The organism is Ruminococcus sp. Marseille-P328, assembly GCF_964249465.1.
Classification (GTDB): domain Bacteria; phylum Bacillota; class Clostridia; order Lachnospirales; family Lachnospiraceae; genus Blautia_A; species Blautia_A faecis.
This window is the reverse complement of record NZ_CAXUBQ010000013.1, coordinates 98,289-120,980: the sequence shown is the minus strand read 5'-3', so window position 1 is coordinate 120,980 and position 22,692 is coordinate 98,289. Positions and strand designations below refer to the sequence as shown.

Sequence of the window (22,692 nt, the reverse complement as noted above, 5' to 3'; positions counted from 1 at the left end):
TTACTGGCAGTGTGTCCTGCCGGTTCTGTCCGTTTTACCGGGCCGGGTTCCAGAGCATGTTTGAAAAAGGCTTTCTGCAAGATGTGCGTCACAATTTGTGGGAGATTGCGGGAATGCTTTTTCAGACACGCTCTAGCCCAAGGCATACTGCCAGTAAGGCAGTGGGTCCACTGGTTATGGTGGACCCACTGCGCTAACAAGTCATTCTTCTTTTATACCTTTAGTTCATTTCGATATTAATGATATCTCCATACCATGGATAGAATGTAGTAACATCTTTCGTAAAGGTATCTGCATTGATACGCTCAGGGCTGTAAATAACGCAGTTCTGTCTCTGATAGATCGGAATCTCTACTGCCCAGTCAAGAATAATGTCCAGACACTGTTTGTAAACAGATTTTCTGTATTCCTGATCAGCTGTGGAACGGGCATCAATAATATCCTGATCCAGTGTTTCATCATTGATGTGGTAGTAATTGCTCTTTACACTTGCGCTATGGTAAACCTGATACATATCAGGATCCACTGTTGCCTGCCATGCAGCTGCCCACATTTCTGCGGTACCTGCATTTAAAGCATCCCACATAATGTTGGAGTCTGTAACATCATTGATCTCAAGTGTAAATCCGATGGACTCAAGAGCTGCCTTCGCATCTGTAAGGATTGCAAAGCTTGGGTGGTCTCCACTTCCGTCAGCGCCGATGATGATCTCATAAGTCATCTTAGCACCTTCCGGAGCTGCTGTTACCTTGCCATTCTCTACAGTGTATCCGGCTGCTTCGAAGAAGCCAAGAGCTGCCTGTGTTGCTGCTGCAAACTTCTCATCATCCGTCATATCATCTGTGTAAAGCGGATTTCCATCAACATCCACAGAGTAAGCTACCTGATAATCTGCATCAGATTTCTGAGGAGCTGCCCAGGATGTATTGGAGATCGGGTAGTTGATTACAGAAGCAGCATCTCCATAATAGGAATCGATTGCTACATCACGATATACAGCAAGTACAGTTGTAAGTGCTTTTCTTAAGTTCTTGGAAGCGTCAGATCCTGGCTCTCCACCAACATTGATTGTGTTTGCGTTAAGACCGATGTATCCGTATCCAAGGTTGTCTGTTGCGTTCACGATAATCTTATCACCATTGAGCTCGTCGTTTCCGTTAATGCTCTTGATCTGGTCAAATGCAGATTTGCTTCCGGATGGGTCGGAAAGGTCGATTGTACCCTGCTCAACACCGGCAATCTTATCTGCGTCAGAAGTCTCACGCCACTGAAGGTACTTGGTCTTAGGAGCACCCTTGTAGTAGTTCTCGTTTGCTTCCATGTATACAGTCTTGTTCTCATATTTCACAAATTTATACGGACCTGCGCCAAGTGGCTGGTTGGATTTATCACGTACAGCGGAGAGATCTCCTCTTGTGAAACCGAACTGGTTGTTATCATAATCATAGAGAGAAGCGTCTCCATAATAGTGCATTGGCTCAACGATTACACCAAGCTGATAGATGGTAGTTGCCTCAAAACCATCTGTGGTAACCTCAACCTCGTAATCACCAAGCTTCTTGATTCCCTCGATGTTAGCAACTTCTTCACCTTCACCTGCTGCAGTTTTCTGCTCTACCAGGTACTCGGAAGCGATTGTTGCTGCATCTTCATCGAAGTATGCTTCGTCGCCATAGGCAGCTGCAAGTGCAAGATAATCCTTGCCATACTGGTCTGCGATCTCATTAATGATCGTATCCTGATCTTTACCATCTACAGAATAGTTCTCATCTGCTGCGTAAAGCATTCCAAAGAACTCATCTCCATTTGTAACACCATAAGCATCTGCATAATCTTCCCATGCAGTCTGTGCCCACTCATACTCAGATGTAAGAAGCGGAACCATCAGCTCATCTTTTACTCTTGCAGCAACTTCATCTGGCATATCTGCAAGTGTGTTAGCAACATCCTCATCTGTGATGGAATCTGCTGCTGTGGAATTCAGACGGTAATTCTTCATACCTTTGATATTGGTGGAGTAGAATGTTGCATTTCCATCATAGTCTGTATCAGAAAGTACATAATATGTGAAAATCAGGTCATCTGCTGTAAGAGGCTCACCATCAGAGAATGTTACGTCGTCGCGAAGCTTGAAATTATATACGGTCTCATCCTCGCCCTCTGTAACAGTTACATCGGAAAGTCCTGTATAAGTATACTCAGTTCCGTTATACTCATGTGTCTCGCCCTCGATACCATTGTAAATAATAGCACCTGTACGGTCACTTCCAAACAGAAGTTCACCTACGTTCTCTGCGATCTGCTGATCCGGAACTGCCTCGTGGAATAATCCACTGAATTTCTCGGAGAAGTTAGTCTGTCCAATAACAAGTGGTGTATCAGAAGAACCTCCCTCAGCTTCTTCAGCAAAAACAGGTACGCTCACTGTTGATGCTGCCATGACACCTGTTAATAACAGGGCCATCAACTTCTTCTTGTTCATATCTTATCCTCCTTTTTTAAGATATTTTATTGTAACTATTCATCAGAGCCTGTTGGGGACTCTTGAGGCCAGCTACTACAGACAACCTGAAAATTTGTTGTCTTATACCTCTCTATTTTACCATGTTTTATTACATGTGCAATAGCTATATGGCGAAATATGTCTGGAATTTTGTCCATAATTGTCAAAAACTGAAAGATTTTCACTCAAAATTTGTAAATTTCGCTTTAATCTGCCAGTTTTGCGCAGTGCTAACACTTCCCAGTACTAAAATCAACACGGCAGCTGCCTCGAATAATAGTTCCCTTGTAAAAATAAGATTTTCGAAATCTTTTAACAAAAAAATCAGGTTTGCCACGCTTGTAAAAAGTCCCAGTACCGTGATGGCAATGCTGCATCTTACCGGACGTCGCACCCCTTTTTCATATTGGGCACAGGTCATATGCCCTATATGCTCTTCCGGGATTACCACCTGTGAGTGATCTGCTTTTCCCTCCTGCTGTCTGCAAAAAAGGAATAAGGAAGCACCTCCCATGATTCCATAGGAAACAGGGAAGACTACCACCATATAGGGAAGCAATATCCAGAAGATCCTGCTGCCTTCATTGTTCAGCATTAAACTGGCAAAATAAATCACAAGGGCGGCTGCCATAAGGCCTGTATTGTTAAGGGCATGTCTTTTCAGCTCCTTCACTGACAGGCTGCTGCCATACCATTTTCCGGTATATTCAAATTGTTTCCCTCTCTGACGGTAATCATTCCCATATTTTTTCACAATTCTGCCTCAACTTTCCTGTGAATTCCCAATCTCTTACCCGAAAGTGCTTTTCCTCTCACAGTCTTTGTCTGATGACTCAACCCAGCTTCTTATCCAGTTCATCCACAATCTTCTGAATGCAGCCATCTGTAAATGGAACTGTAAGTCCCACCTGTTTCAGCATGGACGGATAGAAATCACTTGCAGAAAGCCGGCAGAGCTTCATATAATCAGCCCATGCAGCGTCATGATCTTTCTCCATGCGGATCTTAAACTGGAATGCACAAAGCTGTGCAAGTACATAATCAATATAGTAGAAAGGCATCTCAAAAATGTGATGCTGTCTCTGCCAGTAACCGCCTTCTTCCATAAACCTGCAGCCAGTGGAATCCATATATGGACGGTACTCCTGCTCCAGCTTGTTCCATGCATCACGTCGCTCCTTAGGTGTAAGCTCCGGATTGCCGTATACAATGTGCTGGAATTCATCCACCATTGTTCCATAAGGAATAAAGTCGATGGCATCCTCAAGGTGCATCTTGCGGTAATCATCGCCTCTTTCTCCGAAGAAAAGCTCGATCCATGGTTCCGCAAAGAATTCCATGGACATGGAATGGATTTCTGCTGTCTCCATGGTCAGATACCTGGAGTGATCGGTGATTGGATCCTTGCAGGATACATAACTCTGAAATGCATGTCCACACTCATGTGTGATTACATCCACGTCACCACTGGTTCCGTTAAAGTTTGCAAAAATAAACGGTACACCATAATCCGGAAGCTCCGTCATGTAACCACCGGTAGCCTTATTCTTACGTCCGAATACATCAAAAAGCTCATTCTCCATCATCATGTTGAAGAAATCCCTTGTCTCATCAGACATCTCGGTGTACATTTTGCGGCCGCTCTCAAGAATCTCCTCAGGAGTACCGATCGGCGCCGGATCTCCCTGTGGGAAATAAACACCCATATCATAATAACGAAGTGCGTCTACCCCAAGGCGTGCCTGACGGTTCTTGTGCATTCTGGAAGCTAACGGTACAAATACAGTCTTAATCTGCTCGCGAAGCTTCTGTACATCTTCCTTGGTATAAGAATTACGGTTCATGCGAAAGTAGCCCATATCAATGTAATTCTCAAAGCCCAGCATCTGTGCCTGTCTGGTACGGTTCTTCACCATCAGATCGTAGATTTCATCAAGCTCAGCCTGGTTCTCCTCAAAGAAGCCTGAAAAAGCATCCCATGCTTTCTTACGGGTATTCCGATCCTGGGAGCGCATATACTTGCGCATAAGGGAAAGGTTCAGTTCTTCTCCTTCCCACATGATCTTGGCAGAAGCGATCAGCTTGCTGTAACGGGAAGCAAGGGCATTCTCCTCCTGCATCAGCGGAATCAGACTGTCATCGAAAGATTTCATCTCCAGTTCCATGGACTTAAATGCAACCGGTCCGATTTTCTCTTCCATATACTGACGATATGGAGTGGCAAAAAGTACTTTCTTATACTCATTTGTCACTGCGTTCAGTTCCGGGAGCTTCTCATCATAGTAGCTCTTCTCGCCGTCATAAAACTCATTTGTCACATCTCCATCCCTGCGGATATGGGCGATGGTATAAAGAGTTCTCACGTGATCCATCAGCTTGTTAAATTCCTGATGAATCTCGAACTGCTCTTCTCCGCTCTTCGCAGAAGATGCGCGCTGGATAATCTCCTGTGCCTGTGCAATCACAGCCGGAAAATCCACACGAGTGTAAGGCATTTCTGAAAATTTCATCTCGTTCCTCCTTTATAGACACAAATGGGCGGACAAACTTCCTAAAGCTTATCTTCAGAATGCTGTCCGTCCATTGTCGCGTATTATTTACTATATCATAATCACATCTAAATTAAAAGGCTTAAATTTATAAAAAATGTTAATCAAAGAACATTATGACGTTGAAAGTGTGTTTTGCCAAATCTTCAGATTTTATTCAGCTACGCCTTCTTCTCCTTCTTCTACGATTTCCAGATCATCAAGCGTGTCATCTTCTTCGGATTCCTCTTCATCATACTCTTCTGGTGTATATGGAGTTTCTGTCACGTTTGCCTTTTCCAGAAGAAGCTCTGTTACCTTGCTCTCATAAAGGGCATTTACAAGCGTTTCCCGTGTATAAAGAGTCTCAAAATCAGCAGGACTCTCGCCATAGTAGTCAGCATACTCATTCACATAATTCACGTATTCCTCTTCTGTTACCTCAATATTATTGGCTTCGGCATATGCACTGATGAAAAGACGGCGGTTTACAAGATTTTTGGCTTCTTCTGCAATATCATCCTCTGTAACCCCGAACATATCCAGCACATCATTTACATCTCCGTCTTCCTCTACAAACATGGAATAACCGGAGAGTGCCTCTTCCCTGCATGCCTCAAACAGGTCGTCCGGATATTCTCCAGTAAACTCTGTACGTGCCAGGCAGGCAGAAATCAGATCTTCTGTCTCATCATAAGTACTCTGTTCTTCATAGGACTGCTCCAGATATTCTTTTACAGAAGCCTCATATTCTTCCTTCGTGTCATACCCGGTATAATTCTTCACATAATCCTCATCATATTCCGGAGTATTGGAAGCTGTAACATCTGTTACCTCCACTGAAAAGTCAACGGTTTTTCCCTGCCAGTCTTCCTGCCAGGTATCATCTCCGTACGTGATGCTGAAATCCAGTTTATCTCCAGTGGAAACACCTGTCAGCTTCTGGTCAAATTCTGCACCAAATTCTTCCTGTCCCAAGGTGATAAAAGTCTCTTCCGGCTCAGCAGCTTCCTCACCCTCCACATTGGCAGTAAGATTCATATATACAATATTTCCGTCCTCGGAAGGTGCATTGGTAGACTGCTCATCGCTGGCATCTGCCAGTTCTTCCTGAATCTCATCCTGCACCATATCATCAGTGATCTCATAGGTGTACCTGGTAACCTCTACACCATCATAGTCTCCAAGAGTTACATAATCAGAAGCATTCTGAACCAGATATTCAGAAGGAGTAATGGGATCAAGCGCCACTTCTTCCTCTGCGTCATCGGCATCGATTACTTCATTATTCTCTACATCCTGGGAAAATTCAGGATCCAGTTCTTCTCCATCTTCATCCGGATCTGCAGCTGTCAGATCATCCTCTGTTGTGCTCTCTTGGGTAGTATTGTCCGTGTTTTTCTGCTGAGAAGCATTATCTCCACAGCCTGCAAATACTGTCATAGCTGCCAATGCAGCAAAAACATATCTTTTTTTCATATTTTTATTCCTTTCTGATAACTGTATAGCTAAGAGCCAGCTATCCTTTCTATATGTTTCGCATGTTATTTAAAAATAATATAACATTTTCGAAATATTTTGTAAACTTTCATTTCCTATGGACACTGATTTTTCACAAATCGTATTGCCGTCTGAAGAATAAAAAATCCTCTGCATGCTGCACCATACAGCATAAGCAGAGGATTCTGAAATTTCAATATTCTATCAAACCAATCCCTGTTATCTTTCCTCTCGGAAGTAGGAAAGTCCCAGACTTTCCGGAGGCTGATTTTCTTTTTTCTTTCGGAAGCTTACTACAACCAGAACGATAATGGTAACCACATAAGGAACCATCTGGATCAGGTCTGTGACATAGCTTGCAACCTTGATTCCAAGAATACTTGGAAGGAACTGATACAGCCAGTAGAGCATACCGAAAAGATACGCGCCCCAGATACAGTTCAGAGGTTTCCATGTGGTAAATATAACCAGTGCAACTGCCAGCCAGCCAAGAGCCTCGATCTGTCCCGTTGTCGCCCAGATGCCCTGATTATAATCCAGAACGTAATATAATCCGCCGATTCCGGAAAGACCGGCACCAATACAGGTTGCCAGATATTTATATTTGGTTACATTGATTCCGGCTGCGTCTGCAGTTCCCGGATTTTCACCTACAGCCCGAAGATTCAGACCTACTCTTGTTTTGTTCAGCACGTAATGCAGCACAACAGCAATGATGATTGCCGCATATACCAGAAAACCATAGGCAAAAACAGTTTTACTTACAATTCCCAGCTTACTGGACAGGAGTGGAATCTTCTTTGAAAAAGAAGCGTATGCCAGCGGTGCTGCAGTGTAGCTTGCACCATTTAAAATAAATACACCAAAGAAATTAGCAACGCCCATACCGAATGTGGTAAGTGCAAGACCGGTTACATTCTGGTTTGCACGAAGGGTAATGGTAAGGAAGCTGAAAATCAGCCCTCCCAGCATGGAGGCTGCAATTGCTGCCACAAGCGCCAGGATCACACATATCCAACCCTTTGGATCTGCTGAATTTTTCTCGTAAAAATAGGAGCTGGCGAAGCCAGCAAAGCCGCCAAGATACATAATTCCCGGAACACCAAGATTCAGGTTTCCGGATTTCTCAGTGGTAATCTCACCCATGGAACCAAACATGATAATTGTTCCAAATGGAATTGCCCTGATGATCCACGCAATCAGATTACTCATTTAGTGCACCTCCTTTTTGGAACCACGGAAAATCATCTTATAGTTGATAAAGAATTCACTTCCAAGGATAAAGAACAGGATCACACCTTCAATAATACTTGCTGCATAATCGTTCAGGCTGTATGCTGAAGCAATCTCTGCTGCACCTTTGGAAAGGAAGATCAGCAGGAAGGAGATCAAAGCCATATAAAAAGTATTAAACTTTGCAAGCCAGGCTACGATAATGGCGGTAAATCCGTTTCCACCTGCAGATGTGGTGGAAATGGTCTGGTCTCTTCCTGCTACGATCAGGAAACCAACCAGACCGCAGATAGCACCGGAAATGATCATGGTACGGATGGTTACCCATTTTACATTGATACCAGCATATCTTGCAGTGTTCTCAGATTCTCCGACAACGGTAATCTCATATCCCTGTTTGGAATATTTCAAATAGAAGAACATGACAAACATCAGGATCACAACAATCAGAATGTTAATATTATATCTCTGTCCCAAAAACTGCGGAAACCATCCAACCTGTGTAGACATGTTCAGTTTACCAAGGCTGGAGGCTTTTCCACGAAGAATATTAGTCATGCATGCCACAATGCTGGTTGCCACATAGTTCATCATCAGGGTAAACAGTGTTTCGTTTGTGTTCCAGTATGCCTTAAACACAGCCGGGATAAAGCCCCACAGACCGCCTGCGATCACGCTGGTAAGGAACATTACCAAGAAAAGCACCGGTGTAGGAAGGCTGGCTCCGCATTTTACCATAACCATGGCAGTGGCAAGACCACCCACCAATACCTGTCCCTCTGCACCAATGTTCCAGAAATGCATTTTAAACGCAGGGGCAAGAGCAATACCGATGCAGAGCAGGGTTACCAGATCTCGCATTGCCCAGGAAAAACGGATGCTTGTCATAAAGGTACCATTTAACATAACACCATATACAGATAATGGATTCAGGCCTGTTACACTATAAATAAAAATCGCGTCTACTACAAGCGCCAGAATAATGGCAGCCGCACGAACCCATACCTTGTACCCGAAGCTGCTTCTGTCACGCTTAATAATTCGGATCAAGGGTTCTTTAGTTTTTGTGTCACTCATTTATTTTCCCTCCTTCCGAAGATTTGTCATAAGAAGTCCAACTTCTTCTTTCGTAGTCGTTCTGGCATCCAGAATACCATTCTCTTTACCGCCGCAAAGTACCAGAATACGGTCACACAGATCAATGAGAACGTCCAGATCCTCACCTACATAGACTACGGCAACCCCCTCTTTCTTCTCTTCATCCAGAAGATTATAGATGGTATAAGAGGTATTGATATCAAGGCCTCGCACTGCATAGGCAGTCATCAGTACAGTAGGTGCTTCTGCAATCTCACGGCCTACCAGAACCTTCTGTACATTTCCTCCGGAAAGACGGGATACCGGAGTATTCAGGCTTGGAGTCACAACTTCAAGCTCTTCCTTAACCTTCTCTGCCATTTTCTTCGGGGTACGCATATCTGTAAGCGGGGATGCACCTTTTCCATAGCTTTTCAGAAGCATATTTCCGGTCATACCCATAGAACCTACAAGGCCCATTCCCAGACGGTCTTCCGGCACAAATGCAAGGTGAACACCTGCATCACGGATTTTCTTCGGTGTTTTTCCAACCAACTGAAGGGGCTGATTTTCTTTTCCTCTTTCGTAAAACTCAATACTGCTGCCCTGGCCTGTAATCTGAAGTCCTGCAATGGCTTCCAGAAGCTCTTTCTGTCCATTTCCGGAAATTCCGGCAATTCCCAGGATTTCACCTCCATAAACGTCAAAGCTTACATCATCCAGCACCTTAATGTCCTCCCGGTTATAGACGGTCAGATGGGAAACAGAAAGTCGTTTCACCGGATTTACAGGTGCGGAACGGGCAATATTCAGTTCCACCTTCTTGCCTACCATCATCTCTGTGAGAGAATTTTCAGTGGCCTCGCAGGTATCTACGGTACCTATGTACTCTCCTTTTCTCAGAATGGCAACGCGGTCGGAAATCTCCAGAACCTCGTGAAGCTTATGGGTAATAATGATAACGGATTTATTATCTGCCTTCATATTTCGGATAACCTCAAACAGACGGGCTGTCTCCTGAGGTGTCAGTACTGCTGTCGGCTCATCCAGGATCAGAATGTTTGCACCTCTGTAAAGAACCTTTACAATTTCCAGAGTCTGTTTCTGGGATACGCTCATCTCGTAAACCTTCTGATTCAGGTCCAGATCAAAGTGGTACCTGTCACAGATAGCCTGTGCTTTTTTACGAACCTCTTTCAGATCAAATTTCTGTTTTTTATCAAGACCAAGCGCAATATTCTCAGTGGCACTGAAGACGTCGATCAGTTTAAAGTGCTGGTGAATCATACCGATTCCCAGATCGTAGGCATCTTTTGGAGAGCGGATTTCCACTTTCCTGCCGTCTATCATGATCTCGCCGGAATCTGGAAAATAAATACCGGAGATCATATTCATAAGAGTGGTCTTACCACTTCCGTTTTCTCCCAGAAGGGAGAGGATCTCACCTTTTTTTACATCAAGGTTGACATTTTTGTTGGCAACAACTTTTCCAAATGTTTTGGTAACATTTTTTAATTGAATGGCATATTCCAAAGTGTTGTGCCTCCCTTCCCGTTTTATAATCAAGGCAAAACAAGCTCTTCTGGTTTTGCCTATCTTTGAAGCGTTCGCCAAAATCCCACATCCGCGTGGATTTTAACTTTCCCGCTTACGAAACAAAAGGGAAGCCTTTTTACAGCTCCCCTTTTGGATTTCATGTAATTCGATAACTGTTCAGGTTTCTTCCCAGCTACCTGCTCCGCGATGCACAGAAATCATGCTTCGCAGGATTTCGCATTACTGCTTATTCAACAGCGTCTGCGTCCTCTGTGATTCCATCAATACGAAGTGTAAAGTATGGAGCGCTTCTGAATGTGGACTCTGCAAAGTGTCCATCCTCGATAGCCTCAACAGTCTCGCCCTGATATACAACAGTTGCAGGATCAGTTGTGTAATCCATGAAGGAAAGGTCAACCGGTGCAGAAGTAACTTCCTCGCCGCCTACAGTAAATGTAGAGGTATCAAACACCTGAAGAGAACCGTCTTTCAGTTTGCCCTCGATGTCAGCAACGTAATCTGCAGTTCCTTCTGCACAGGACTCACCAAGTTCTGTGATTCCTACTGCATCGTCATTATATCCTGCGGACCAGTCCTGCTCAAGGTCACCACCGCCCATTACGGTTGCAATTGCATGTTTGTAGTATACTGCCCAGTTATTGGTAGCAGAGGTAAGTGCTGCTGTAGGAGCAGTCTCAAGCATATCAATATTGTAGCCTACAGAGTAGCAGATCTTGCCATCATCGTGAAGCTTCTGTGTAGCTGCAGGAGCACCTGTAGAGTCTGCATGCTGTCCGATGATCACACAGCCGTTTGCAATAAGTGCCTCAGCTGCTGCACCCTCTTTGTCAATATCAAACCAGGAGTTTGTGTACTTAACTTCCATTACAGCGTTCGGAACAACGCTCTTAATACCAAGGTAGAATGCAGTATAACCAGAAACAACCTCAGCGTAGCTGAATGCTCCAACATAGCCAACCTTTACATTACCGTCTGCATCAAAGCTGTCTGGCTGTGTTTCTGTAGTAAGAGTACCATCCTCAAGAATCTCTTTCAGCTTCAGACCAGCTACAACACCGGATACATAGCGGGATTCATAGATGTTGGTGAATGCATTCTTGAAATTCTCGCATCCGCTGATTGCTGCAAAATCACCTGTCATGGAAACGAATGTTACATCCGGGTATTCCTGAGCAGCCTGTACCAGATAAGTCTGATGTCCATAGCTGTTACCGATTACCAGGGAGCATCCCTGTCCAACAAGGTCGATTGCTGCATCGTAGCAGCTGGAGTCTTCCGGAACTTTGTATTTCCAGATGATCTGGCTGTCGTCAAGGCCCAGCTCTTTAGCTGCTTCCTTAACACCGGCGATATGAGCTGCAGAATATCCTTCTGTCTCATCACCTACAAGAATAACTCCCATCTTGAAGTTCGGATCAGCTTCAACGCTGTCCTCGTCAGCGGCATAAACAACAGAAGCGAAGGCGGTCATTGTAAGCACCATCACTGCTGCAAGAAGAAGGCTGACTACTTTTCTACACATTTTTTTCATTTTACTTCCTCCTTGATATTTTTATTTGCCTGAGACTTTCCCCCTCTATGTAAGAAAAATCTTAAACGTTACAATTATTTTATTTTTTTTCTAATTAAATGTCAACCATTTATATATAATTCAAAAAATATTTTTGAACAAATGATAATTTTTTTGTAAAAATATTTTTACGCGTTCTTCATAATCTTACTTTATCATTTTTCTTATTAGCCACGCGGAAAGCTCTTGGCGTTACCCCATATCTTTCCTTGAATACACGGTGAAAATAACTGTTGTTCTCATATCCCACTGCTGCAATGATATCGCTGATGGGAAGGTCTGTATCACACATCAGTTCCACAGCTTTACTAAGACGTTTCCGCTGAAGCAGCTCCTTAAAATTAAAGCATGTTGTTTTTTTTATCATTTTGCTTAATACATGCATGGGAAGGTGAAGCATGTCGCATAGCTCAGTCAAGGTGGCCGTACGGTATTTCTGCTCAATATAATCCAGAGTCGTCATGGATATCATGTTCTCGTACTGATTTGGAAGGCGCATTTCCACATACTGTACAGAGTCCATAAGGTAAAGAAAAATAAGTCCCATGGTAGTCTGATTGATTTTATTCTGGTTGCCCCTTCCTGTTACAAGGGAATAAATAATATTTTCCAGAAGATTCTGAATCTGCAGCACCTCAGATACCTTAAAATGAAGATATTCTCCCTGCTGGTTATCCCGGCGCAGTACATTCACCAGAAAATCTGCCAGAACATTATTATTTCCTGCCATTGAATATGCCACATCAAAAAACTCCGGCAATACCATAAAATTTATGGCAATGTCACTCCTGCCAGCTGCAAGAATCTCATGATGGGTAAACTGATTCAGAAAAAGCAGTTCCCCTTTTCGCACAATAACCTGTTTGCCATCTATAATATTCGTAAGAGTTCCCTCGCATACGTAGAGTACTTCCACATAATTATGGCGGTGAAGGGGAAAATGAACAAACCTGGTATGGGTGCGGATTGCGATCAGCTTTCCTTCCTCCAGCATCTTATTGCTGTCAATGGTAAAATCGCTTCCAGACGTGTAAAGATCCCTGTCCACTTCTGCTTCTCCGTTCAGGATCCTTCTCTCTTCTTCTGTAATTTCACGAAGCTGCTCCAAGAGTTCTCTCTGCACTGCACATACCTCCTGCTGCATGATTTCTGTTTTTCTAATTATATACACAAAAAGAAGTTAGTGTCAAAACCTCTTTTCACACTAACTTCTTCCGCTATTTTTAATCTCTATTTTTTCTTTTTCAGGACCCTTGTTGCCAGCGGCTGCATAATCTCATCCGCCGCGCCGTAGATCACTTCATATTCTGCTGGAACCGGAACTGCCTTGGTTTCTCTTGCATAGTTCTGGATAAACAGATATTCATTTTCCTGATTTTCACGTAAGGTGACAGAAACCTCTGCCGGTACGAATCCCAGCGGTGCCTGAATGCCAGCTTCCTTTGCTGCCTTTCCGTAGAAATCACTGTAGAAAGCCTGTTCCATATCTGCGCCAACGTAATATACGTGACCTTTTCCATATGCTTTATGTGTCACTACAGGAGCTCCCGCATAGAAGTCATCGCCATAGCGCATAAGCACTTCTGCATCAGAAACCTTTACCAGCTCACAAAGGTTCTTGCAAGTGTAGGTGCCGCTGATTCCCAGATGATTGCCCGGTTCTGAAATTCCATGGTTCTCTTCCCAGTCATAAAGAGCATCGATCTCCGTAGTACGAAGACCGGCTGCCTCCATAAGCCCGTATGGTGTTCCTCCAAGGAAGCACTTGTCTGTACCATCCACAAGGCCGGTCCAGTAAGTGATCACCAGGGTTCCGCCATTTTCTGCATATGCTCTTAATTTTTCTTCGTAACCATCTTTGAACATATAAGCCATTGGCGCTGCCACGATCTTATAGCTGGAAAGCTCATGCTCCATAGAGATCACATCCACATTCAGTCCCTGTTCCCGCAGGGCGCGGTACTGCTTCTGTACCGCTTCTGTGTAGAACATGTTCTCATTCCGCGGTCCCTGTGCATCCTGGATTGCCCAGTTATTTTCTCTGTCATAAAGGACTGCTGCCGGAGACTTCATCTGGCTGCCGCAGACTTCCTTCAGTGTCTCCAGAGCCTCTCCAACCTCTGTCACTTCTTTAAACACGCGGGTATCCTCTCCGCCATAGTGGTCGATCACTGCGCCGTGGAATTTTTCAGAAGCCCCCTGGCTCTGATGCAGCTGGAAGTATAAAACGCTGTCGGAGCCGTGAGCTACTGCCTGAAGAGAGGCAGCCAGCATCATTCCCGGCTTTTTCAGCTTATTGATGGGCTTCCAGTTTGTGGCAGATGGGCAGGACTCCATGAGAAGAAATGGCTGATTCTTAATGCTCCTCATCAGATCATGCTGCATACCTGCATCAATGGCAGTGAAAAATTCCTCTTTCTTATGCCAGCTTGGATAGTTGTCCCAGGATACCACATCCAGAACATCGCGGAACTTCTTGTAATCAAGACCGTTGTAATCATACATCAGATTGGCTGTTACCGGCAGTTCAGAACCACCTTCACGGATTGCAGCAACCTCTCCTTTGATGAAATCAATGGTGCGGTCTGTAACGAACCGGTTCCAGTCAAGCTTCAATGCATGAAGCTCGTTCTCCCCCTTTGGGGAAGGGGCTTCAATCTGATCGAAGCTATTGTAAATATGGCTCCAGAATGTGGTGCACCAGCTGGAATTCAGCTTCTCAATGGTTCCATATTTTTCTTTCAGCCATTCCCGGAATTTCTGCTGACAAAAAGGGCAATAGCATTCTCCGCCAAACTCATTGGAAATGTGCCACAGAATCACACCAGGATGACTGCCCAGTCTCTGGGAAAGCAGCTTGTCCATATCGTGAACTTTCTGACGATATACCGGAGATGTATAGCAATGATTATGTCTGCCTCCGAAAAATCTTCTGGTGCGGTCCGGATCCATGCGAAGGACCTCCGGATACTTATCGGCCATCCACTTTGGCCTTGCGCCTGACGGTGTTGCCAGGATCGTGGAAATTCCCTCTTTATATAAGTTGTCAATAATCTCTTCCAGCCAGCCCAGATTGTACTTTCCTTCTTCTGGTTCCAGTACTGCCCAGGAAAAGATTCCTACAGATACTGTATTAATGTGTGCTTTTTTGAAATATTCAATGTCTTTTTTCAGAATGTCCGGGCGGTCAAGCCACTGCTCCGGATTGTAATCACCACCATGCAGCATACGGCCATATTCTATTTTTTTTGCCATCTCAATCTCCTTTTTGTTGCCATGATAAGAATATTTTTGTTACTGGTCACGGAGTGAACAGTAATGTATTTTTTCTCAAACTCCCTTAAATGCAAATGAAAATTCCATCGGCTTACTTGTATCCAGCAGGTATTCTTCCTGGGTTCTTGCTCCCCAGCTGTCGTCTCCGGCAATTCCCATCTGGCCTTTTGCCACGCGCACTACTGTGTAATGAATCTGGGGCAGCTCATATGGATGCATTGCATTTTCCATCTCATGAGGTGTGTATGGCAGGGCAGAGAACATCATTGGACCGTTTTCTTTATCCATCTCAAAAAGCATTCCTCTGCCTTTCCGATCTGTGATCTTCGCCCATCTGACCTCTTCCTTGGCACCGCATTCCTGTGGAACCATATATCTTGCCACATTATCTTTTACCATATTGTCGTAGATTCCGAGCTTTGCACCTTTCTTACGGTCTGCATAGGTCTCAGATTCTCCAAGTCCATACCAGGATACATGGTCATAATCTGCATTAAACTTGAAAATCACACCAAATTCCGGCATATCGCCAAGCTCCTTCACCGGATCATAGGAAAGTGTGGTACGAACTCTTCCATCTCCGAAAACTTCATAAGCAAGTGTACACTCAGCTGCCGGAATAGTGGGAAGAAAATAGGTATAGGATACCTTTACGGAATGCTCTTTTTCCTCTACCTTTGGTGCATTTCCAGGTCCATATGCCGCTCCGCGGTAATCCTTATGGTTTACATACATGCTGGCAAGCTTCCACTGTCCGTAGCGCATTGCCATCAGATTTCCACAGTCATTGTCTGTTGGTGCACGCCAGAAATTAGGCTTCGGAATTGCCTCGATCATTTCTTTTCCTGCGTATTTATAGGAAGCAAGACCACCGTTCAATACGGAGAAAAGCACCTCAAATTCCGCTCCGCGCACGCCAATATTATGGGTACTGTGAATTACCTCCAGATGCTCTGTGCAAGGTTTCACAGCTGCTTCCACCTGGTAAACATACTGTCCAAAGGCAACCTCATGACCTGCTTTCGCCCATGGCATATCCTCTTTCAAATGGAAAGAAACAGTTACCGTGTACTCGCCGGCTTTTTCCTCCTTCTTAAATGGAAGAGCATATTCCACCTGGCTCAAAGGAGCCACTGCTGTATCCAGTACTTCTGTACGAATTACGTTTCCATCCTTCTGAAGGGTTACTCTGCATTCAAATGTGTCCGTATTTACAAACAGATTTTTGTTGATCACATTCACGGAATCAGCACTTACCTGTGCGGTAATATTCTGATAATTAAATTTCACTTCCTGCATCTTCGGAGACGCATCACGATTTCCGCCATATGCAATACCATTTCCACTGAAATTATAATCAGTAGGACGCTCGCCAAAATCTCCGCCATATGCCTGGAACTCTTTTCCATAACGGTCTTTTTTGTAAATAGACTGATCGATATAATCCCAGATAAAACCACCCTGATATTTCGGCTCTGTATCTGTCAGATCTGTATATTTATGCATGGCACCGCAGGAATTTCCCATGGCATGGGTATACTCACAGCAGATAAAGGGCTTGGAATCATCTTTTGCAAGAAACTCTTTAATTGCTTCCACGGATGGATACATCTGGCTTTCCATATCGCTGGTAGCGTTATATCTGCGGTCATGGCAGACACCTTCATAATGTACCAGACGGGTAGGATCTGCATTTCTAAAGAGCTGGGACATTTCAAAAATATCCTTACCACCGAAGGACTCATTTCCACAGGACCAGATCAGGATTGCCGGATGGTTCTTATCTCTCTGATACATGGAATTGGCGCGGTCTAACATCATAGACTGCCATTCCGGCTTATCATGGGGAACCACATAAGTATAGTCCTTCGTAAATTCCGCTGTATCCCAGGAGCCGTGACTTTCCAGGTTGGTCTCATCGATCATGTAAATTCCAAACTCATCACAAAGCTGGTAGATCAGAGAAGCATCCGGATAATGACAGGTGCGGATGGCATTGATGTTATTCTGCTTCATGATGGTCAGATCCTTGCGTAGCTCTGCTTCGGATACACATCTTCCTGTTATGGAACTGAATTCATGACGGTTCACACCTTTAAATACAATTCGTTTTCCATTTAAAGTCATAATTCCGTCTTTCATTTCAAATCGGCGGAAGCCGACTTTCTGAGGGATCACTTCCTGAAGAATACCATTCTCATCGAAAACCTCCATGATCAAATCGTAGAGCTGAGGATCTTCTGCACTCCAGAGAATCGGATTCTCCACTGTCCAGCTAAATGTATCAGCAACACCTTTCTGAACGGTTCTGCCAGCAGCTTCAGTGGCTGCATCTTTTCCGTTCCGGTCACTTCCTGTACTTGCTGCATTTTCGCCTAAGCTCTTATTTTCCTCCAATATGGTCTGTCCTTTTTGGGACAGAACAATATGTACGTTTCCCTTTCCCCAGGTGCTGGTCTTGACTTCAAACCGGGCTTTGTTAAGGCTCTCATCCGGGATTGCGCGGATCTGGAGATCATACACATGCACATCCGGTACTGTATAAAGATAAACCTCCCGGTAAATTCCGGAGAAGCGATAGAAATCCTGATCCTCGCACCAGCTGCTGGCTGTCCACTTGAACACCTGAGCTGCCAGCTTATTTTCCCCTTCTTTCACATAATCGGTGAGTTCAAATTCTGACGGGGTAAAAGAATCTTCACTATATCCTACAAACTGGCCATTCAGCCAGAGAGCGATTCCACTTTCTGCACCCTGGAAGGAAATAAAAAGACGTTTTCCTTTCATCTGTTCCGGCACTGTGAAATATTTCACATAGCTTGCCACAGGATTAAAATGCTCCGGAATCTCCCCTGGGTGAATATCCTCGTGTCCTTCCCATGGATACTGCACATTGGCATACTGAGGTGCATCGTAGCCCTCCATCTGGATATGGGCCGGCACACGGATGTCATCCCAGTCTTTGCAGGAATAATCTTCTCTCTCGAAGCCTTTTATGGTATTTCCGTAATTGCGGGCATAATGGAATTTCCAGATTCCATTTAAACTGTGGCGGTAAGAAGTCTCACCTGCGGAAGCCTCTTCCACGTTTGCATAAGTGATATGATCGGAGTGAGCCTCCATTCTTCCGTCTTTAAAATACTCGGGATTCTTAACTAATGAATAATCAAATTCCTTCATATGTAGTCCTTTCTCGATACTGTTCACTAGTAACAACAGTAACCCTCTCTCTAAACGTTGCGGGCAATATTTTCCAGATGCCCTGTACTGGTTTTACTATAGTAATATAAACTTTCTATTTCCATGGAATTTTTACAGAACAATATATAAAAATCGTCCATAGATTGCGTATCCATGTTCAGAAAAAAGGGCGCCGCAAATAAATCGCAGCACCCTTAGATTTTCAAACTTATTTCACCGCACCGGTGATACCTTCTGCAAACTGCTTCTGCAGAACGAAGAATACAACCATGGTCGGAATGGAACAGAATAATACGCCGCACATTAGCATACCGTAATCGGTTACATAGCCTGTGATCAGGTTGGCGATCAGCATTGGCATTGTGATGGCTTTGTTATCTGTCATAATTACCTTCGGCCACAGGTATGCATTCCAGGCATTCATAAAGGTAATAACAGCGGCTGCCGCGTAGGTGGATTTCATGGTTGGAATAAACATCTGGAAAAAGATTCTCACTTCGCTTAAGCCGTCAATTCGTGCTGCTTCGATAATGTCTACTGGAAAAGCTCTTGCATTCTGTCGGAACATCATGATCATAAATGGTGTGGAAATGATCGGAAGGATAAATCCGATGGATGTATTCAGAAGCTTCGCTTTTGAGAACATCTTAAACAACGGAACCATAGTAGCAACCTGAGGAACCATCATGGCAAGAAGGAGAATGGAAAACAATTTGTCTTTTCCTTTGTCATGATATACTTCGAATCCGTATCCGGCGATGGAACAGATCAGAAGGCAGATCACTGTAGTCAGGATTGCATAGAAGAAGGAGTTTCCAAGTGCTCTCCAAAGTGGCTGCTGGGATGTCAGGTTCTTAAAGTTCTCCATGAAATAGCTTCCCGGAATAATACGTCCGCGTGATACATCCGTGGAAGTATTCGTAGCTGCTGAAATCATCCAGTATAGCGGAAAAACGGAGAAAAATGATACAATGATCAGAAAAATGTATGTAGGAATCAATCTTCTCTGGATTGCGGATTTGTTTTTCTTAGTCACGAGTATCACCTACTTTCAAGTTGATAAATGCCAGAACCGCTACCATAATAAAGATAATAAAGGACATTGCTGCTGCATATCCGAAGTTCGGCACGTTGACAAAACAGGTATTATAAACATAATGTGACATTGTGATGGTTGAGTTTGCAGGACCACCCTTTGTCAGGTTCATGGACTCATCAAACAGCTGTAAGGTACCGTTGATGGACATGATGAAGGTCATGATAATAGTGGGCTTCAGAAGCGGTACTGTGATCTTCCAGAAGGTTTTCCATCCGTTTGCACCATCGATCTTCGCTGCCTCATAAACAGAATATTCGATGTTCTGAAGTCCTGCCAGATAGAATACCATGTTGTATCCGGTCCATCTCCAGATCAGGGCGATGATAATAACAATCTTTGCGCTGGTGGAGTTTCCAAGGAAATTATATCCTGTGGAGAGAATTCCCATTTTCATCAGAACACTGTTGATCAGACCGTCTGTTGCAAACATGGAACGGAAGATCAGTGAATAGGAAACCAGGGAAGTTGCACATGGAAGAAATACACATGTACGGAAAAAGCCTTTGAACTTCAGGTCTTTGTTGTTCAGAAGCTGTGCAAGCAGAATCGCAAGAATCAGCATGATCGGAACCTGAATGATCAGATACAGGAATGTGTTGCCAATGGACTGCTGGAACACTTTATCTGCAAGGATACGTTTGTAGTTACTGAAGATTGGATCTGCAAAACGCATATTTGCGCCGGCACCTGTCTGCAGGGAAATGATAAATGCCCGAATCATTGGATAAAAGCTCATGATGGCGATCATGATAGAAGCTGGTGCCAGGAATATCCATCCGGCAGCTTTCTGCTTCGTAGCCAGTGTCATACCTTTTTTCTTGGAATTCACAGGAACTCCTCCTTTCAAGCCTATATATACTGCAACTTTTCCATCCAACAGCTGTACCAGTGAGCAAAATATTTTTATGTGACTTCCTTTTGCTCAGCCGTACAACTGTTAGATAGGCGCCTGTATGGAGTAACAGGCATTTTCTTTGAACAGAAAACGGAGGACTACTTAGCAGTCCCCCGCCTCCTAATAATTAATTCCTATTTAATTTCAATTACTTGCCCCGGAAAGGATTACTCAGTCATCTTGAATGCCAGTGTATCCTGTGCTTCCTGAAGAGCGTCTTCCTTAGCTGTTCCGTTTACGATATTAACAACAGCTGTGTTTACGCACTCTCTTGCCTCATAGTGATATGGAGTCTTTGTGAACTCCGGAATATGAGAAGAGTACTCTACGATTGTTGAGAAAATCGGCTGTCCGCCAAAGAACTCGTTTGGCTCGTTGTAAACATCAGACTCACCAGCTGGCAGATAGCAGGAAATAGCACCTGTCTCAGGAAGAATTGCATCATAGAAGTCTGTGCTGGAGCCAAATGTGCTTGCAAGGAAGTCCTCAGCAAGCTCTACGTTCTTGCAGTTAGAGGTAATATACCAGGAAGATCCACCGTTGTTTGCATAATTTGTAGCTGTGTCAACACCGTCAACCTTAGGCATTGTGGTGATTCCCCATAAGCCTTTCTGATCCTCAGTGGACATCAGAGTAGCTGTGATCCAGTTACCATTTACAATACCAACAGCCTCACCGCTTGTGATGGTTGCAATGTACTCATCCCAGTTGTTTACAAGCTTCACAACGTCGTTCTGAACCAGCTCTGTGTAAAGATCGATACATTTCTCAGCGGTCTCATTGCCAACAATGTAAGCTTCGCCGTCTTCGTTAACGAAGTTCGCACCACAGGACTGGATCATCATCATAAGGGTATCTCCGCCTGTTGCTTCGCTTGTAAGAAGGTATTTGCCGGTCTTCTCGTGAATATCTTTACCGATTTCTTCGAATTTGGACCATGTGATGTCTGTAAGGTCATCCAGTGTATATCCTGCTTCTTCAAGGATATCGGTACGGTAGCAGGCGATAACAGCACCGTTATCAAATGGAACACCGTAATGTGTATCATCTACCATGGAATAGGACTGTTTCAGAGCTCCGAAATCATCCCAGTTAATATTCATATCTTTCAGATCTGTGAAAGCATCCGGATAAGCTTTCAGGAATTTCTGATAGCTGTTATCCTGCATAAGAACGATATCCGGAAGTGTGCTGTAATCACCAGCATTAGCTGCTGTAGTAAGCTTGGTCTGGCAGTCATCAGAAGATGTCTCGATGATATCTACTGAAAAGCCTTCATGATCTGCTGCATACTGGTCAGCTGCGATCTGCATGGACTTGATATTGAAGTTCTGGTCCCATGCCCATACGGTTAATGTGTTGTCGTTGTCCTCTGCTGATACAACTGTTGCTCCTGCTGCCATGGAAGCTACCATTGCACCTGTAAGTAATACGGTAAGTACTTTTTTCTTCATAGAAATATCCTCCCTTAAAATTGTTTCTCTGTATTTCTTATGAATGTATTATACCATCCGCATATGGGGTGATGTATGCAATACCGCCCATATAATGTGCATTTTCAACCATTATGCTCGTTTTTTTCTTTTTCATGTTTCGTTCATTTTTTCACAATTTTTCGTCATGTTCACGAAGCGTGTGTTTTTTTTCACTAATGTACACATGTTTTATTTGATTTTCTGTACTTTTTCACAAACTTTATATGTATATTTTGTGAACTATTCACATTCTTTTATTTTACTTCTATGCAAAAAAGACTTTCTGAGGATACCTGGTTTTCAGGGTATGTAGCATTTCTTCTGTAAGATCCAGAAGTAATTTGATCTTACGTCCGTCTTCCTTAATGATCATTGTGTAATAGGGAGTATCTTCTTCATAGGAAGTATAATCGTACTTCTTTAAGTGCTCTGTTCCACCGTTCTTTTTGTACTTGGCCACTGAATCATGCCAGTGAGGGGCTACCACCTCCAGCTGCCGGAGATCCAGCTCATGGGCTGTCTTACGGTATTTGTTTCCATAAATCACATCTATGGTAAGCTGTTCATTTTCCATTATGTATTCATAATCCCGCTGGCAAAAGATCCCGTAAATAAAATAAAGACCTGCCAGGCAAAAACCAGCCAGCATAAAGGCCTGGGATATGGTAATTCCCATAACCACAAACACTACGGCAAAAAATACCATGGTCTTTTTTAATGCTCCGGAAAGCTTTTTTTTCTTTCTGGTCACCTGTTCTACTATTTTATAATCGTACAT

The 22,692-nt window shown here is 43.8% G+C and carries 16 protein-coding genes; all 16 read right to left on the bottom strand.

All coding sequences use genetic code 11. The features are described from left to right. The 16 genes from ACESTK_RS10955 to ACESTK_RS10880 all read right to left on the bottom strand — a co-directional run bounded on the left by ACESTK_RS10955 (position 1) and on the right by ACESTK_RS10880 (position 22,692). The gene (locus tag ACESTK_RS10955; protein WP_368072609.1) at positions 1-129 is read right to left on the bottom strand and encodes a DUF6783 domain-containing protein; all 129 of its coding nucleotides are present in this window, start codon (positions 127-129) and stop codon (positions 1-3) included. Positions 130-220: 91 nt separating this feature from the next. Continuing rightward, positions 221-2,482, bottom strand: a complete 2,262-nt coding sequence (locus tag ACESTK_RS10950) for an ABC transporter substrate-binding protein (RefSeq protein WP_173769568.1) — start codon at positions 2,480-2,482, stop codon at positions 221-223. A gap of 202 nt (positions 2,483-2,684) precedes the next feature. Continuing rightward, positions 2,685-3,257, bottom strand: coding sequence for a hypothetical protein (locus ACESTK_RS10945; RefSeq protein ID WP_204452925.1), 573 nt, complete (start codon positions 3,255-3,257; stop codon positions 2,685-2,687). A gap of 79 nt (positions 3,258-3,336) precedes the next feature. Next, the gene (locus tag ACESTK_RS10940; RefSeq protein ID WP_195391738.1) at positions 3,337-5,013 is read right to left on the bottom strand and encodes a M3 family oligoendopeptidase; all 1,677 of its coding nucleotides are present in this window, start codon (positions 5,011-5,013) and stop codon (positions 3,337-3,339) included. Positions 5,014-5,205: 192 nt separating this feature from the next. After that, positions 5,206-6,510 carry a hypothetical protein gene (locus tag ACESTK_RS10935; RefSeq protein ID WP_373119724.1) on the bottom strand — a complete coding sequence of 435 codons (1,305 nt, stop codon included), beginning with the start codon at positions 6,508-6,510 and terminating at the stop codon, positions 5,206-5,208. A 240-nt stretch (positions 6,511-6,750) separates the two neighbouring features. Continuing rightward, on the bottom strand, positions 6,751-7,743 hold the full coding sequence (locus ACESTK_RS10930) for an ABC transporter permease (RefSeq protein ID WP_195379227.1): 993 nt from the start codon (positions 7,741-7,743) through the stop codon (positions 6,751-6,753). Further along, the gene (locus tag ACESTK_RS10925) at positions 7,744-8,841 is read right to left on the bottom strand and encodes an ABC transporter permease (RefSeq protein WP_195409372.1); all 1,098 of its coding nucleotides are present in this window, start codon (positions 8,839-8,841) and stop codon (positions 7,744-7,746) included. Further along, positions 8,842-10,374: an ABC transporter ATP-binding protein gene (locus tag ACESTK_RS10920; protein WP_173770676.1), complete on the bottom strand. Its 1,533-nt coding sequence runs from the start codon at positions 10,372-10,374 to the stop codon at positions 8,842-8,844. It abuts the gene before it with no gap. 250 nt (positions 10,375-10,624) lie between these two features. Then, complete coding sequence (locus ACESTK_RS10915; protein ID WP_178733702.1) at positions 10,625-11,929, bottom strand: BMP family ABC transporter substrate-binding protein; 1,305 nt, start codon at positions 11,927-11,929, stop codon at positions 10,625-10,627. Positions 11,930-12,107: 178 nt separating this feature from the next. After that, positions 12,108-13,091: an AraC family transcriptional regulator gene (locus ACESTK_RS10910; RefSeq protein WP_178733541.1), complete on the bottom strand. Its 984-nt coding sequence runs from the start codon at positions 13,089-13,091 to the stop codon at positions 12,108-12,110. A 107-nt stretch (positions 13,092-13,198) separates the two neighbouring features. After that, positions 13,199-15,223, bottom strand: coding sequence for a beta-galactosidase (locus ACESTK_RS10905; protein ID WP_373119722.1), 2,025 nt, complete (start codon positions 15,221-15,223; stop codon positions 13,199-13,201). 75 nt (positions 15,224-15,298) lie between these two features. Continuing rightward, on the bottom strand, positions 15,299-18,424 hold the full coding sequence (locus ACESTK_RS10900; protein ID WP_373119720.1) for a glycoside hydrolase family 2 TIM barrel-domain containing protein: 3,126 nt from the start codon (positions 18,422-18,424) through the stop codon (positions 15,299-15,301). Between the two features lie 229 nt (positions 18,425-18,653). Further along, the gene (locus ACESTK_RS10895; protein ID WP_178733537.1) at positions 18,654-19,481 is read right to left on the bottom strand and encodes a carbohydrate ABC transporter permease; all 828 of its coding nucleotides are present in this window, start codon (positions 19,479-19,481) and stop codon (positions 18,654-18,656) included. Beyond that, entirely contained in the window at positions 19,474-20,373 is a 900-nt protein-coding gene (locus ACESTK_RS10890; RefSeq protein ID WP_178733535.1) for a carbohydrate ABC transporter permease, read from the bottom strand. The genes ACESTK_RS10895 and ACESTK_RS10890 overlap by 8 nt, the downstream gene beginning before the upstream one ends. Before the next feature lie 233 nt (positions 20,374-20,606). Next, positions 20,607-21,893, bottom strand: coding sequence for an ABC transporter substrate-binding protein (locus tag ACESTK_RS10885; protein WP_178733532.1), 1,287 nt, complete (start codon positions 21,891-21,893; stop codon positions 20,607-20,609). Between the two features lie 286 nt (positions 21,894-22,179). Then, positions 22,180-22,692, bottom strand: a complete 513-nt coding sequence (locus ACESTK_RS10880; RefSeq protein WP_178733530.1) for a hypothetical protein — start codon at positions 22,690-22,692, stop codon at positions 22,180-22,182.

Bases quoted from the DNA above. Each gene is read 5' to 3' on its own strand.
- ACESTK_RS10940 (WP_195391738.1), bottom strand. From the start codon at position 5,013: ATGAAATTTTCAGAAATGCCTTACACTCGTGTGGATTTTCCGGCTGTG.
- ACESTK_RS10930 (WP_195379227.1), bottom strand. From the start codon at position 7,743: ATGAGTAATCTGATTGCGTGGATCATCAGGGCAATTCCATTTGGAACA.
- ACESTK_RS10905 (WP_373119722.1), bottom strand. From the start codon at position 15,223: ATGGCAAAAAAAATAGAATATGGCCGTATGCTGCATGGTGGTGATTAC.
- ACESTK_RS10935 (WP_373119724.1), bottom strand. From the start codon at position 6,510: ATGAAAAAAAGATATGTTTTTGCTGCATTGGCAGCTATGACAGTATTT.
- ACESTK_RS10900 (WP_373119720.1), bottom strand. From the start codon at position 18,424: ATGAAGGAATTTGATTATTCATTAGTTAAGAATCCCGAGTATTTTAAA.
- ACESTK_RS10915 (WP_178733702.1), bottom strand. From the start codon at position 11,929: ATGAAAAAAATGTGTAGAAAAGTAGTCAGCCTTCTTCTTGCAGCAGTG.
- ACESTK_RS10885 (WP_178733532.1), bottom strand. From the start codon at position 21,893: ATGAAGAAAAAAGTACTTACCGTATTACTTACAGGTGCAATGGTAGCT.
- ACESTK_RS10950 (WP_173769568.1), bottom strand. From the start codon at position 2,482: ATGAACAAGAAGAAGTTGATGGCCCTGTTATTAACAGGTGTCATGGCA.
- ACESTK_RS10880 (WP_178733530.1), bottom strand. From the start codon at position 22,692: ATGTACGATTATAAAATAGTAGAACAGGTGACCAGAAAGAAAAAAAAG.
- ACESTK_RS10925 (WP_195409372.1), bottom strand. From the start codon at position 8,841: ATGAGTGACACAAAAACTAAAGAACCCTTGATCCGAATTATTAAGCGT.